This is a genomic window from Allohoeflea poritis (genome assembly GCF_027889715.1).
Lineage (GTDB): Bacteria > Pseudomonadota > Alphaproteobacteria > Rhizobiales > Rhizobiaceae > Hoeflea_A > Hoeflea_A poritis.
The window spans coordinates 93,414-106,934 of record NZ_JAPJZH010000014.1 but is presented as its reverse complement, the minus strand read 5'-3'; the positions used below and the strand labels follow the sequence as shown (position 1 = coordinate 106,934).

At 62.6% G+C, this 13,521-nt stretch carries 13 protein-coding genes; 2 read left to right on the top strand and 11 right to left on the bottom strand.

Annotated elements, in window-relative coordinates; all coding sequences use genetic code 11:
• Positions 1–32: 32 nt before the first annotated feature.
• The 5 genes from OOZ53_RS20030 to OOZ53_RS20010 form a co-directional block, all read right to left on the bottom strand.
• Positions 33–1,391 carry a putative bifunctional diguanylate cyclase/phosphodiesterase gene (locus tag OOZ53_RS20030; protein WP_271091499.1) on the bottom strand — a complete coding sequence of 453 codons (1,359 nt, stop codon included), beginning with the start codon at positions 1,389–1,391 and terminating at the stop codon, positions 33–35.
• 211 nt (positions 1,392–1,602) lie between these two features.
• Positions 1,603–2,517 carry a metal ABC transporter permease gene (locus OOZ53_RS20025; RefSeq protein ID WP_271091498.1) on the bottom strand — a complete coding sequence of 305 codons (915 nt, stop codon included), beginning with the start codon at positions 2,515–2,517 and terminating at the stop codon, positions 1,603–1,605.
• A 9-nt stretch (positions 2,518–2,526) separates the two neighbouring features.
• On the bottom strand, positions 2,527–3,753 hold the full coding sequence (locus tag OOZ53_RS20020) for a metal ABC transporter permease (RefSeq protein WP_271091497.1): 1,227 nt from the start codon (positions 3,751–3,753) through the stop codon (positions 2,527–2,529).
• An 8-nt stretch (positions 3,754–3,761) separates the two neighbouring features.
• Complete coding sequence (locus OOZ53_RS20015) at positions 3,762–4,520, bottom strand: metal ABC transporter ATP-binding protein (RefSeq protein WP_271091496.1); 759 nt, start codon at positions 4,518–4,520, stop codon at positions 3,762–3,764.
• Position 4,521: 1 nt separating this feature from the next.
• A complete protein-coding gene (locus OOZ53_RS20010; RefSeq protein WP_271091495.1) occupies positions 4,522–5,490 on the bottom strand; it encodes a metal ABC transporter solute-binding protein, Zn/Mn family in 969 nt (322 codons plus the stop codon).
• Positions 5,491–5,642: 152 nt separating this feature from the next.
• Here OOZ53_RS20010 and mutL point away from each other — a divergent pair, with 152 nt between their 5' ends.
• Positions 5,643–7,463 carry a DNA mismatch repair endonuclease MutL gene (gene mutL, locus OOZ53_RS20005; protein ID WP_271091494.1) on the top strand — a complete coding sequence of 607 codons (1,821 nt, stop codon included), beginning with the start codon at positions 5,643–5,645 and terminating at the stop codon, positions 7,461–7,463.
• 39 nt (positions 7,464–7,502) lie between these two features.
• A complete protein-coding gene (locus OOZ53_RS20000) occupies positions 7,503–7,730 on the top strand; it encodes a DUF2093 domain-containing protein (protein WP_271091493.1) in 228 nt (75 codons plus the stop codon).
• Between the two features lie 5 nt (positions 7,731–7,735).
• Here OOZ53_RS20000 and lpxK read toward each other — a convergent pair whose 3' ends face one another.
• The 6 genes from lpxK to OOZ53_RS19970 form a co-directional block, all read right to left on the bottom strand.
• Complete coding sequence (lpxK, locus tag OOZ53_RS19995) at positions 7,736–8,794, bottom strand: tetraacyldisaccharide 4'-kinase (protein ID WP_271091492.1); 1,059 nt, start codon at positions 8,792–8,794, stop codon at positions 7,736–7,738.
• The gene (waaA, locus tag OOZ53_RS19990; protein WP_271091491.1) at positions 8,788–10,113 is read right to left on the bottom strand and encodes a lipid IV(A) 3-deoxy-D-manno-octulosonic acid transferase; all 1,326 of its coding nucleotides are present in this window, start codon (positions 10,111–10,113) and stop codon (positions 8,788–8,790) included. Before waaA ends, lpxK begins: the two co-directional genes overlap by 7 nt.
• Positions 10,110–10,829 (bottom strand): lysophospholipid acyltransferase family protein, encoded by a 720-nt coding sequence (locus OOZ53_RS19985; RefSeq protein WP_271091490.1) that lies wholly within the window; start codon positions 10,827–10,829, stop codon positions 10,110–10,112. Before OOZ53_RS19985 ends, waaA begins: the two co-directional genes overlap by 4 nt.
• Positions 10,830–10,927: 98 nt before the next feature.
• Entirely contained in the window at positions 10,928–11,167 is a 240-nt protein-coding gene (locus OOZ53_RS19980; RefSeq protein ID WP_425499196.1) for a DUF4170 domain-containing protein, read from the bottom strand.
• Between the two features lie 110 nt (positions 11,168–11,277).
• Positions 11,278–12,069: a 3'(2'),5'-bisphosphate nucleotidase CysQ gene (locus tag OOZ53_RS19975; RefSeq protein WP_271091489.1), complete on the bottom strand. Its 792-nt coding sequence runs from the start codon at positions 12,067–12,069 to the stop codon at positions 11,278–11,280.
• On the bottom strand, positions 12,056–13,402 hold the full coding sequence (locus OOZ53_RS19970) for a TldD/PmbA family protein (protein WP_271091488.1): 1,347 nt from the start codon (positions 13,400–13,402) through the stop codon (positions 12,056–12,058). The genes OOZ53_RS19975 and OOZ53_RS19970 overlap by 14 nt, the downstream gene beginning before the upstream one ends.
• Between the last annotated feature and the right edge of the window lie 119 nt (positions 13,403–13,521).

Below are 13,521 nucleotides of genomic sequence, written 5' to 3'. Positions count from 1 at the left end.
CAAATTTGGAGGTGCCAGCGTCAGACGCGGCGCTAGCGGAATTGCTGCTGGGCGGTCAGCACGGTGCCGGCAGCGCTTATAAACTGCTGAATCCGGTCAGCACTCATCGGCCGGCCGTACAGATAGCCCTGGCCGATCGAACAGCCCAGCTGCAGCAATTTGTCCGCCTGCTCCCTGGTTTCGATTCCTTCCGCGACGACCTCAAGATCAAGACCTTCGCACAGTGCGATGATTGCCTTGATGATGTGCTCGGAGGGCCGGTCTCGGGTAATCTCGGAAACGAAAGTCCGGTCGATCTTGACCTTGTCGAGCGCGATTTCGCGAAGCCTGCCGAGGCTTGACTGACCGGTGCCGAAATCATCGAGAGAAATGGACACGCCCTCGGCGCGCAGGCTGTCGATAATGCTGTTGGCGATTTCCGGGTCGGCCATCATTGCGGTCTCGGTGATTTCCAGGCCGAGACGACGCGGATCGAAGCCGACCGATCTGAGGATCGCCATGATCTTGTCGTGGGTCGTGGGATCCAGAAGCTGCGCCGAGGAAAGATTGAAGGACAGGAACATCTCGACCGGCCAGCTCAACGCCGTCCGTGTCGCCTTCTTCAGCATTGCCTCGGTAAGCGGCTCGATGATGCCACGCTCCTCGGCAAGCGGAATGAAGGTGGCTGGCGAGACAAAGCCGAGTTCGTCGTCATGCCAGCGCGCCAGCGCCTCGAAACCGACAGGGGCGCCATTGCGCAGATCGACAATGGGCTGGAAGTGCACATCCACCTCATCGGCGATAATGGCGCGCCGGAGCGCCTGCTCGAGCTGCGTCGCGCGCTTCATTTCCTCGGCGATGTCGACGGAGTAGACCGTGGTCTGACCACGGCCGCGTCGCTTCGAGCGGTAGAGCGCCGTGTCGACGCTTTCCATCAATTGGCCGTAGTCCTCGCCGGCATAAGGGTAGATGGCAAAACCGAAAGATGACGACAGGCGAACCGTACGCTTTCCGAGATCATAGGGAGCGGACAGCACATCCTTGAAGATGTCGCTGACCTTCTCCGCGCCGCGCTCGTCGAACACAAGCGGCAGGACGAAGGCGAAAGCATCGTTTTCAAGGCGTACGGCCACCGCGCCCGGCGGCATGCAGGCACGCAGGCGGTGCGCCACCTGGCACAGGATGTCATCGCCGGCCGTGTGGCCGAAAAGATCGTTGATCGGCCTGAAGCCGTCCAGATTGACAAGACCGACGGTAAACGGCGCCGGATCGAGCGATCGTTCCTGTACCAGCTTGGAGATCTTGTCGCGCAGCCTGGCGCGGTTGCCCAAACCGGTCAAAGGGTCCGTATAGCAGACGGCTTCCGCCCCGCCCGTGGTCCTTATGCGACCGGAGGCCAGTTCAACCGACATCGTTTCTTCCTTACGCCCAAATGGTGGAGGAACACCATATCCATTGCACCAGCATGGCGCAGTTTTGTTAAGAAACAACTATCAGACGATTACGCCTTTTCGGATCAGGCCCCAGCAACCCATTGAAATTCCGTCAATATCGGATATCGATTCGGAAAATTACGCGGCCTGCGCGGTCGATCGGCACAACCCGGAGTTTGCTTGCCCGATATCAGCCGGCCGCTCCGCGCCTTTGCGGTGCAGCCAAGGCGCACGCGGCCAGTATTATGCCGCTGACCGCGGCGATCATCCCGGCCGCACTGACACTGAAGCCACTGCCGATGAGCGCCATGCCGCTTCCCGCGGCCCAGAAACCCACTACCGCGGACAGCAGCGCAAAAAGCACGCTCCACAGAAGCTGCGGGATCAGGCGATTGGTCATCAGCCGTGCGGCGGCGGCCGGGCAAATCAGCATGGCAATCGTGATGATCGCACCCACGGCCTCGAATGCCGTGACCGCCACGATGGCGACGAGCGAGATCAAGGCCGCACCGACAAGGCGGACGGGCACGCCCGTGGCCTGCGCAAAGACCGGATCAAAGGTGGAAACCACAAGCTGCCGCCAGAAGGCAATCAGGAATATCACAACCGCGACGAGGGCCAGTGCAAGGCGAGCAAGCTGCGGCGGAAGGTCCGCAAGCGCCTGCCGGTCGAACAGCGACTGCGCGTCCATGCCGGACAGCCATACAAGGCTTTCCAGGTTTCCGTAGAGCGCATGCTCGACATCGAAATGCACCTGCCTCGTATCGCTCTGCTCAAGCAGCACGACACCCAGTGCAAAGAGCGCGGTAAAGACGACGCCCATCGCAGCGCCGGGTTCGACCTTGCCGAGGTTGCGGACGAGTTCGATCAACAGCGCCGAAATCAGGGCCGCAGCGGCAGCCCCAAGCAGCATGGGCCAGACCGAGATAGAGCCGGTGACGATGAATGCGACGACGATACCGGGCAGCACGACATGGCTCACCGCGTCGCCCATGAGGCTCTGTTTGCGCAATACCAGGAAGTTGCCCAGCAGAGCGCAGGAGACGGCCGCGAGGGCGCCGATCGTCATGGGAACCAGCACAAGTCCGATATAGAAATCACCCATGATCGCCTCCTACCGCGCCGGCAGCACGCCGGACGGGCCGGCAAACTGCCTTTCAAGTTCGGCGATTTCACCGGCGGTGAGGCGTTCGGCGATGGGATCAAGCCGCATGCGCGCAGCGCGGTTGGCGGCATCCGGGTTGTTGCGGGCGTAAATCGTCCAGAGCGCCTCTTCGCGGGCTGCCGTCTCGGCGGCATCCAGACCGGCCCGGGTCGGCGTTCCGTCGCCGTGAATGAGTTTTTCCGACCTCAGGACCTTGAGCGTGTCGTGATCGTAAATCGCCTCGCCGCGCAGGATCGCCAGCAGGCCCTGACGCCGGTGAACCTTGCGTGAGAAGGCCCGCGCCCTGTAGAGCCCGTAGAAAACGCCGCGTGCCGGCGCGAAGAGCAGCGACAGGGCGAACAGGACCGCGGCGACAAGCACGATCACCGGGCCTGCCGGGAAATTGGGCACAGAGGCCGACAGGGCCGTGCCGACAAATCCCGAGGCCGCGCCGATCAAGCCACTGGCGACGATCATCGTTCCGGTCTTTTCCGTCCAGAACCGCGCGGCGACCGGCGGAATGATCAGCAGCGCCACGACAAGGATGAGGCCGACGATCCGCAGCCCCGTCACGGTCACGGCCATGACGAGAAACATCAACAGCAGATCGGTGCGGCGTATATCGATCCCGGACGTACGGGCAAAGGTCTCGTCAAAACACACCAGGGTCAGCGGCCGTCGGAAGACGAAGACGAGGAACGCGACAAAAAGCGCCAGCGCGGCCAGCGTATAGGCCTCGTTACGCAGCATGCCGGAGGTCGAGCCGAGCAGAAAACTGCCGATGCCCGCCTGTCGCCCGATCCCGAGGGACTGGATGACCGTCAGCAGGACGATGCCAAGGCCGAAAAAGGATGAAAGAACGGCGCCGATGGCGGCGTCCGATTTCAGCCGCGTGCGGCGCGTCAACCATTCGACACAGGCAAGCCCGATCATCGCGCTAATGGCGGCGCCGAGCAGCAGACCGGGCAGAAAACGCCCCGAACCGCCGAACCATGCCATCACCAGAAAGGCAACGCCGACGCCCGGCAGGGTCGCATGGCTCAATGCATCGGAGACCAGCGAGCGCTGACGCAGCAGAAGATAGGTGCCGACCGTGCCGCCCGCCCAGCCGAGCAGGATGGCCCCGATCGCGACAATGGCTGTGTTGTAGCCGGCGCGGAAGGTGAGCGCGTCGACGAATGCGGAAATATCGAACATCGATCCGCTCAGGCGAGTTCCGGTTCCGGCTGCACAAGGCGGCCGCCATAGGCTTCGGCCAGATGCTCCTCGGTGAAAGCCTTGTCCACCGGACCATTGGCAATGCGCCGCACATTCAGAACGAGCACGTCATCGAAATAGGCCGTGACCGTCGAAAGGTCGTGATGCACGGCAACGGCCGTGCCGCCTTCGCGGACGAGTTTTTTCAGCAGCGTGATGATCGTCTTCTCGGTGGCCGCGTCGACACCGGCAAAGGGCTCGTCCAGCAACAGGAGATCCGCCTTCTGGGCGAGCGCACGCGCGATAAAGACGCGCTGCTGTTGTCCGCCCGAGAGCTGACCGATCTGACGGTCGGCGAGCGATACCATATCCACTTCCTCAAGGCAGTTCAGAGCGAGCGCACGCTGCCCGCGGCCGATCAGCTTGAACGGGCCAAGGCTGCGATACAGCCCCATCAGGACCACATCGATGACGGTCGCGGGGAAATCCCAGTCAACACTGGCGCGCTGCGGAACATAGGCGATCCGGCTGCGGACCTCGTCAAGCGGGCGGCCGAAAAACAGGGCATCGCCGCTGATCGACGGGATGATCCCCATGGCCGCCTTGAGCAGGGTCGACTTGCCGGCCCCGTTGGGTCCGACGATTGCGCTCATCCGCCCCTGCTGAAAGGCCGCATCCACCGACGACAGGGCGGGCTTGTCGCCATAGGCGACAGACAGTCCGCGAACCTTGAGCGCGGCACCGCTGTCTGCAACGTGGACGTTCATCTCAGCTACCGGCCAGTTTGCCGTTGAGACCGGCAGCGGGCGCGTTGCCGCCCAGCGCATTCGTTATGACCGTCACGTTGGAATCGATCATGCCGATATAGGTTCCGGTATAGGTACCGGCCGATCCCATTGCATCGGAGAAGAGCTGGCCGCCGACGACGACCTTGTGCCCGCGAGCGGCGGCGCCCTCAATCAGCGCGCGGACATTGCGCTCCGACACGGAGGTTTCGACGAAAATGGCCCCGATGTCGCGATCGACGATCATATTGACGATCTCGTCGACCCGCTGCAGGCCGGCCTCGCTTTCCGTCGAAAGACCCTGGATGCCGACAACCTCGAAATCGTAGCCTTGGCCGAAATAGCCAAACGCGTCATGGGCGGTGATCAGCACCCGTTTTTCCTGTGGCACGGATGCCAGGCTTTGCCTGGCGAAGGCCGCAAGCCGATCGAGGTCGGCCAGATAGGCTTTGGTGTTTTCCGTATAAACCTGCGCGCCTTCCGGATCGAGTTCGACAAGCGCGTCACGCGCCGCCTCGACCGCATATCGCCAAAGATCCGGCGTCATCCACACATGCGGATCGTAGCGGTCGGAATAGTCGGCGTTGGACAGGCGCTGATCGACGGGAACCGCCTCGCCAATGGCATAGACCGGTTTGCGCGCGGCAAGCTTTTCCAGGAATTCCTCGAGCTGCGCCTCGAGGTACAGGCCGTTCCAGAACACAGCGTCAGCGCGGACCATCGCCGCGATATCGGATTGCGTCTGGCGGTAAAGATGCGGGTCGACCCCCTCGCCCATCAGCGTGGTCACTTCGGCGCGGTCGCCGGATATCGCCGTCAACGCATCGCCGACCATGGACACGGTCGCTACGATGTTCAGCTTCTCGGCGGCCCGTGCTGCGCTCACCGGCAACGCGAACGCCAGCGAGGCGGCCAGGATGGCTGTGAGAGCAAGGGTGCGGCGCAAAATCATTCAGTCACTCCGTAAAACCGGGCATGCAAAAGCACGCATCAATCGCCTTTGTGCTAACTTGTATTGCAAATCATTCGCAATAGCAAGAAAAACTTCACCGATTTTCCGCTCCCGGCTTTTCTTGATGCGGCGAATCCGGGATGATTGTTCCAATGACTGTCAGGCCCCTTCCAGAAACGCTTATCAACCAGATCGCCGCCGGCGAGGTGATCGAACGCCCGGCGAGCGTCGTCAAGGAACTGGTGGAGAATGCAATCGACGCCGGCGCGAGCCGCATCGAGGTCGCGACGGCGGGCGGCGGCAAGGCGCTGGTGCGGGTCACCGACAACGGACGCGGCATGACGCCGGACGATCTGGCGCTTGCGGTCAAGCGGCACTGCACCTCCAAGATCACGGAGGATCTCAGCGATATCGCCACGCTGGGTTTTCGCGGCGAAGCACTGCCGTCAATCGGCTCCGTTTCGAAACTGCGCATCGTCAGCCGCACCAGGGACGCAGACAGCGCCTGCGAGGTCCGCGTGTCGGGCGGCGCGGTCGAGGCAGTCCGGCCGGCCGCCGCCAATGCCGGCACCATCGTCGAGGTGCGCGACATTTTCTACGCCACGCCGGCCCGACTGAAATTCCTCAAGAGCGACCGCGCCGAGAGCGGTGCGATCACCGAGGTCTTCAAGCGTATCGCCATTGCCTTTCCGCATGTGCGCATGACACTGTCGGGAACCGACCGTTCGACGCTGGATTATCCGTCCGCCGGAGAGGATGCGCTGGCGCGCGTCGGGCAGGTGCTGGGTCAAGAATTCACTGACAACGCGATCGCGCTGGAAGCCGTGCGCGAAGATGTCCGGCTTGCGGGTTTCACATGCGTTCCGACCTACAACCGCGCCAATTCGCTGCAGCAATATGCCTTCGTCAACGGGCGGCCCGTGCAGGACAAGCTGATCTTTTCGGCGCTGCGCGGCGCCTATGCCGATACGATGCCGCGCGGACGCTATCCGGTCGCGGTGCTTTCCCTCACGCTCGATCCGCGTCTTGTCGATGTCAATGTGCATCCGGCCAAGGCCGATGTGCGCTTCCGCGACCCGGGCCTCGTGCGCGGACTCATCGTCGGCGCAATTCGCGAGGCGCTGGCCCGCCAGGGCGATCGGGCCTCCAGCGTCGGCGCACGTGACATGGTATCCGCGTTCCGGCCGGAAAACCGGACGGCAAACCAGGGTTTCAGCAATGGCGCTGCACCGTACCGGCCGGATTTCCGTGACGGCGGCTACGATCCCGCCGCATCACCTTTTCGCCCGCTTGCAGACGCGGCGGTAACGGGATTTGCCGAAAGTGGCCAAAGCGTGCTCAACACGGTGTCGGAGCCGTCGGCGCGAAGCGAACCGCAGGCCGGGGATGTCGATCATCCGCTGGGCGCCGCACGGGCGCAGCTTCATGCAAACTATATCGTCGCGCAGACCGGCGACGGCCTGGTCATCGTCGACCAGCATGCCGCCCATGAGCGGCTGGTATATGAAAACCTCAAGAAATCCCTCTATCAGGGCAATGTGGCTTCGCAGGTGCTGCTGATCCCCGAGATTGTCGATCTTGCCGAAGAGGACTGCGACCGGCTGGTTGTCCACGCCGCGGAGCTGGCCGGGCTCGGTCTTGTCATCGAGCGTTTCGGTCCCGGCGCGGTTGCCGTGCGTGAAACACCGGCGATCCTCGGTGAAATGGATGCCGCCGGGCTGATCCGCCAGCTCGCGGACGAGATCGCCGAATGGGACGATGCGGGCGGCCTCAAGGCCAGGATTGACTATGTCGCGGCCACTATGGCATGTCACGGTTCGGTTCGTTCGGGACGGCGCCTGTCCGCCGAGGAGATGAACGGTCTGCTGCGGCAGATGGAGGCGACACCCGGGTCCGGTCAGTGCAACCATGGACGGCCGACCTATATCGAACTGAAACTGTCGGATATCGAGAGGCTGTTCGGCAGGCGCTGAATTTCTTTTGGGCTCTGGAAGAGCTGACGGGAAACGGACATGAACAGATTTGAAGGCCACGGTTCCGGCGAAGCCAAAATCCGCTATCTCGATGCCGACTTCCAGGTCATAACGCCGGGCTCCCATGTGCGGTGCGCGGTGACCGGTGAGATCATTCCGCTCGACGAGCTGAAATACTGGAGCGTCATGCGGCAGGAGGCCTATGTGGATGTGAACGCCTCCGTCACCGCCGATGAACGGGCCGGTATCCTGCCGACGCAGCGGTAAGGCGATTATTCCCCTTTGATTCTGTTGAGCCTGTGCGTGACGGCGAGCTGCCTTTTCTTGAAGGCCTCGGCTGTGCGCTCAATGAATGTCCGAGCCAGGCCGGCTTGCTCGAATCGTAGCTGAACCTCCAGAACAACGGACTTTTCGGCAAGCTCGGCGGCTTTTCCGCGCGCGTCTTTGAGCCGCGCCATATCCTTGCTTGTGGTGATCAGTTCTAGCTTGTGTTTCGCCGCCGATTCGAGCAGATCCGCGGCCTCCTCCTCGCCGAATTTGTGATGGTCGCCGAAACTGCGCTCGGCGACGACATGCGCGCCGGTGCCGTGCAAGCTGCTGAAGAATTTTTTCGGATTTCCGATGGCGGCATATGCCAGCACGCGCCTTCCCTTGAAACTGCGCGGCTTGCGGACGGCAAGCCGCGCCAGATAGACGGGTTTGGCGGCCCGCCCGGCAATGCGGACCACCGGGTCGGCCGCCGTTCCGTCGCCGATCACCAGCAGCGCCGATGCGTTGCGCATCTGATCGACCATTGGAGCACGAACCGGCCCGCCGGGTATGACATGGCCGTTGCCGATGCCGCGCATGGCGTCCACAACCAGCAGGGCGAAATCGAACCGGATCGCCGCGCTTTGAAAGCCGTCATCCATGATGATGAAATCAACGCCCTGGGACAGCAGTTTCTCGGCGCCGGCATATCTGTCCGGCGAAACAACCGTCGGTGCCTTTTCGGCGAGCAAAAGCGGTTCGTCGCCAACATCGGCGGCGTAGTGGCGTTTCAGGTCCACCAGGGCGACCGAGCGCAAGCTGCCGCCATAGCCGCGCGACAGAAAACCTGGATTGTACCCCGCTTTGGCGGCCTCGGCACAAAGCGCCAGGGCCGTAGGCGTCTTGCCGGCACCGCCGACGGTGAAGTTTCCGATGCAAAGCACCGGTGCCCGCACCTCGCGGCGCGGCGCGTTTTCCATGCGCGAACGGGCAACGGCTCCATAGATCCACGACGCCGGATACAGCGACCAGGCCCGCCAGTCGGCACTGGACCACCAGAAGGGGGGCGCCTCGCTCACCATCGCGCTAGCCGGCCGCCCTCCTGATAGAGCTCCGCCTTGACCGTGAGCGGCTTGATATAGGGTTCAAGGGCCCGCACGGTGCGCGGCAGCGCCCCGCTGAGCTCCTCCACGGTCTTCTTGGCCGCGGCCCGCATCTTCTCGCCGGCTCTGCGGTTGCTGAGCAGGAACTCAACGGATTTCGCCAGGGTCTCGCCGTCATTGACAAGCCTGGCGCCGCCATTCTTCAGCAGGCTGCGGTAGCTGTCGCGAAAATTCTGGACATTGCGACCCGACAGAATGGCGCAGTCCAGCATTGCGGGCTCGAGTGGATTCTGGCCGCCAACCCCGGTCAGCGAGCGGCCGACGAAGGCAATGCTCGCCAGTTCCAGGTAAAGGCCCATCTCACCGATCGTATCGCCCAAGTAAATCTGCGTTTCCGACGTGATGACCTGACCGCGCGACCGCCTCGCGACGACCAGGCCGCGGCCGATCAGCATGTTCTCGATCTCGTCGGCGCGCTCCGGGTGCCGCGGAACGATAATGGTCAACGCCCTGTGCCTGGATTTCAGCGACTGGTGCACATCCGCGGCGATCGCCTCTTCGCCGGCATGGGTCGAAACCGCGGCCCAGACACCGCGATCGCCGATGCGGCTCTGCAGCCGGCGCAGCTCGATTTCGTCGTAAGGCGGCGGTTCGGTATCGACCTTGAGATTGCCCGATACGGAAACCGGCCGTGCGCCGAGTGCGCGAAACCGTTCGGCATCCTCCTCGGACTGCGCGACGACGAGGGACAGGTTCTCGAAGAGCGCCTCCGCCAGGTGTGGACGCTTTCGCCAGCTGCTGAAGGAACGGTCCGACAGGCGCCCGTTGACCAGCACCTGCGGCATGCGCCGCGCCCCGAGTTCGAGGATCGTCATCGGCCAGATCTCCGATTCCGCGATCAGCGCCAGATCCGGCTTCCAATAGTCGAGAAAACGGCTGACCGCCGGCTTGAGGTCAAGCGGGACATATTGATGGATCACCCGGTCGCCGAGACGCTCGGCCGCCAATGTCGCCGAAGTGACGGTTCCCGTCGTCAGGACAACCGAGATACCGCGCTTCAGAACTTCCTCGATCAGCGGCACGACGGCGTTGGTTTCACCGACGCTCGCCGCATGCGCCCAGATGACCGGACCTTCCGGCCGCCGCGAGCTGGCAAACCCGTAGCGTTCGCGGCGCCGGGCATGTTCTTCCTTGCCCTTGGTGGCCCGAAAGGCGAGGTAGGAGCCCAAAAACGGATAGATCGCCGCGCCCAGCCAGCGATAGGCGGTCAATGTCAGGCGCGCCCAGACCAGACTCATGCGCCGTTCCTGACTGCCCGATAGGCTTGATCGGTCACGCTGTTCAATTCGTCTGTCACCCTTTGACGATACTCTTCCAGATCCGCGTCCGAGGCATCCCGCGGCACATTGATGGGCCGACCGAGTTTAAGGCACAGACGACCGAAAGGTAAATTGACCGTGGTCTTGTCCCACGATTTCTCGACAACATGATAGCGGCTGGTGGCCAGCGCCATGGGAAAGATCGGCCGTCCCGACAGTTTCGCAAGTGCCACGATGCCTTCGCCGGACTGCCGCGGCGCGCCCTTGGAGATGTCGGCGATCATGACGATGTTCATTCCCTCGGCAAGCGCGTCCGCCATGCCCTTGAGGGCACGCACGCCTCCCTTGCGGGCGGTCTGCGCGCGCTCCCGCCCGCCCGAGCCCCTGATCACCCTGACGCCGGACAGTTTGAGAATACGGGCATTGATTTCCGCGTCGCGGCTCCTTGAAACCAGCGCCGCGACCGATTTGTTGTCCGGATAGACGAACTGCGTCAGCAGTTGCTGGCCGTGCCAGAGCGCGATAATCACGGGCAATCTGCCCTTGACCGCATCGACAAGGTCATCCGAGGCGGCCGATTTGCGATTGCTCCAGTAGATAAAACGGAGGGTGTGGTAGACCGCAGCGGCGGCAATGTTCTGAAAAGTGCCGGAAGCCAGCAACCTCTTTCCAAAACGCCTGAATGCCGTCGTCAAACCAGTTCTCCGTGTTCTCGTATTCGCAGGGTTGCGGACGGCGCCCGCACCCCCGTCAACGCCTGGCCGTTCCGTCGCCGCGCCAAGGCATCCCACCGTCAATCGCCGGCGCCGTCATCAGGATCGAGCAGCCGATGCAGATGAACGATGAAATAGCGCATATGGGCGTTATCGACCGTCTGTTGCGCCTTCGATTTCCAGGCGGCGTAAGCCGTTTCGTAGTTCGGGAATATGCCCACAACATCCAGTTCGCCGAGATCGCGAAACCGGACATTGCTCAGCGAATCCAGCTCTCCGCCGAAAACCAGATGCAGGAGTTGTTTGTCTTCTGTCTCCATCAGTTTCTCCGTGGCGCCCGTCGCGGGCCTGCATTCCAGTCCGGAATGCGGGATCAGCGATTGCAGCGCATCAAATACCTTCTTGATCAGCGGGTTTGCTGCAAATCGCCCTAAAGGTCAATGGTGCTCGCCAGGTTCTTCAATTCGGGTAGAACACGGTCCGGTCCGGCGATAAGGAGGCCGTGGCTGACCGACTTTTTGTTGTAGCGCACGGGCTCGCCCTTGCGGTTGAGCAACGCACCGCCGGCATTGCGCAAAATCAGGTCGGCGGCCGCGAGATCCCAGTCATGGGAACCGGGTTTCACCAGTGTCGCGTCGAGCCGCCCGTCGGCAACCATGGCAATGCGGTAGGCGAGCGACGGAATATGCTTCGCACGCGTGATCGTTTCGGCGAAGGCTTCCGGCAGATGCCGGTAAACGGTCTGCGGCATCGACATGACGCGCGGCGTTTCCACGCTGGAGACGGTGATCTTCTTGCCGTTCTTCGTTGCCCCGGCGCCTTCGACGGCCTCGAAAACCTCGCCGCGCGCCGGGCAGACCAGGACGCCGGCCAGCGATACCCCTGCTTCGACGACCGCGATACTCACGCACCAGACATCTTCCCCATTGACGAAGGCCCTGGTGCCGTCAATCGGATCGACGACAAATATCCTGTCCTGCCGGCGTTGCGCCCTGTCGTCCTCATTCTCTTCGGAAAGCCAACCATAATCGGGTCTGGCGGCGGACAATTTCTCATTGAGATATGTGTTGACCGAGATATCGGCCTCGGTAACCGGCGAACTGCCGCCCTTGTACCAGACATCCGGATTCTTGCGGAAATAGCCCATCGCGATGTCACCGGCCTTCAAAGCGGCCTCGCGGATCAGGGTCAGATCTGCCAGTCGTTCCTCATTTTCCTGCAAGTGTCATGCCTTCTATTGCAACGGTCGGCGACGCCGTTCCGTATTTGCGGTCGATGTCGCTGGCGGGCGTCGCGTTCATGAACATGTCCTTCAGGTTGGAGGCGATCGTCACCTCCGAGACCGGGTGGGCAAGTTCGCCGTTTTCGATCCAGAAACCGGAGGCGCCGCGGCTGTATTCGCCGGTGATCATGTTGACGCCCTGCCCGATGACCTCCGTGACGTAGAAGCCGGACTCCACCGAACCGATCAGCTCCTCGGCGGACACCATACCGGGTTCAAGGGCAAGATTTGTCGATCCCGGAGTAACGTTCGATCCGCTGCGCACACCGCGTCCATTTGTCTTCAGGCCCAGTTCGCGCGCGGTGCTCGTCGACAGGAACCATGACTGAAGCACGCCGTCTTCGACCATATTAAGGCGCTCGCCGCGAACCCCCTCGCCGTCAAACGGCCGCGACGCGGGGCCCCGGATGATCTGCGGATCGTCGGTGACCAGCATCCCGGGCTTCATCACCGCCTTTCCCATCATGTCGCGCAGGAAACTGGTTTTGCGGGCCACGGCCGCACCGTTGATCGCACCGGCCAGGTGTCCGACAAATCCGCGCGCGACACGCGGATCGAGCACGACGGTGACATTGGCGCCGGTATCGGCTTTGCGCGGGTTCAACCGCTTGACCGTACGCATGCCCGCTTCTCGGCCAATGGTTTCGACATCGTCGAGATCGGCATAGAACAGCCGGGAATCGAACGCATAGTCCCTCTCCATGCCCGTGCCCTCACCGGCAATGACGCTGACGGAGCGGCCGAACCGGCTTCCGACATAGGATCCGGAGAACCCGTCGGAAGTCACAAGCACCATTCCGCCCATTCCCGCCGACGCGCCGGCGCCGCTTGAATTCGTCACCCCCTCGACATCGAGCGCGGCGGCCTCCATCGCCAACGCGGCGTCGGTCAGCTCCTCGCTGCTGACCTGCGTTGGATCGAACAGATCAAGATCGTCATAGCTTTTGGCGATGTCCTGCGGATCGGCCAGGGTGGCATAGGGGTCCTCCGGCGAAACACGCGCCATCGAAACGGCGCGGTCTGCCAGTTCAGCGGCATCGATGCCGGCATTCGCCGAAACACTGGCCACCCGCCTGCCGACGAATACACGCAGCGAAAAACTGTCGCTTTCCGAAGCGTCCGTGCCTTCGACCTTGCCGAGCCGGACCGAAACGGATGACGATTGACCGCGCGCCACGACCGCATCGCAGCGATCGGCGCCGGACCGCGTGGCCTGCTCGACAAGTTGAGCGGCCTTGTCGATCAGTTCTTGTGATTTTTCCGCCTGAAACATGTATTCGGCCTTTCCTTTCCGCCCCATTTATTGTGGCGCCGGGGCGTCATCAAGGCTAATAGAGCAATGTTCCGGCGACGAACAGTGCAGAAACCGGATGAATATCGGGTCCTGGAAGG

What these genes read in the sequence shown, in the direction of transcription:
- OOZ53_RS19970 (WP_271091488.1), bottom strand. Translation starts at nt 13,402, where the DNA reads ATGTTTCAGGCGGAAAAATCACAAGAACTGATCGACAAGGCCGCTCAA.
- OOZ53_RS20025 (WP_271091498.1), bottom strand. Translation starts at nt 2,517, where the DNA reads ATGGGTGATTTCTATATCGGACTTGTGCTGGTTCCCATGACGATCGGC.
- OOZ53_RS20020 (WP_271091497.1), bottom strand. Translation starts at nt 3,753, where the DNA reads ATGTTCGATATTTCCGCATTCGTCGACGCGCTCACCTTCCGCGCCGGC.
- OOZ53_RS20015 (WP_271091496.1), bottom strand. Translation starts at nt 4,520, where the DNA reads ATGAACGTCCACGTTGCAGACAGCGGTGCCGCGCTCAAGGTTCGCGGA.
- mutL (WP_271091494.1), top strand. Translation starts at nt 5,643, where the DNA reads ATGACTGTCAGGCCCCTTCCAGAAACGCTTATCAACCAGATCGCCGCC.
- OOZ53_RS20010 (WP_271091495.1), bottom strand. Translation starts at nt 5,490, where the DNA reads ATGATTTTGCGCCGCACCCTTGCTCTCACAGCCATCCTGGCCGCCTCG.
- lpxK (WP_271091492.1), bottom strand. Translation starts at nt 8,794, where the DNA reads ATGGTGAGCGAGGCGCCCCCCTTCTGGTGGTCCAGTGCCGACTGGCGG.
- OOZ53_RS19980 (WP_425499196.1), bottom strand. Translation starts at nt 11,167, where the DNA reads ATGGAGACAGAAGACAAACAACTCCTGCATCTGGTTTTCGGCGGAGAG.
- OOZ53_RS20030 (WP_271091499.1), bottom strand. Translation starts at nt 1,391, where the DNA reads ATGTCGGTTGAACTGGCCTCCGGTCGCATAAGGACCACGGGCGGGGCG.
- OOZ53_RS20000 (WP_271091493.1), top strand. Translation starts at nt 7,503, where the DNA reads ATGAACAGATTTGAAGGCCACGGTTCCGGCGAAGCCAAAATCCGCTAT.
- waaA (WP_271091491.1), bottom strand. Translation starts at nt 10,113, where the DNA reads ATGAGTCTGGTCTGGGCGCGCCTGACATTGACCGCCTATCGCTGGCTG.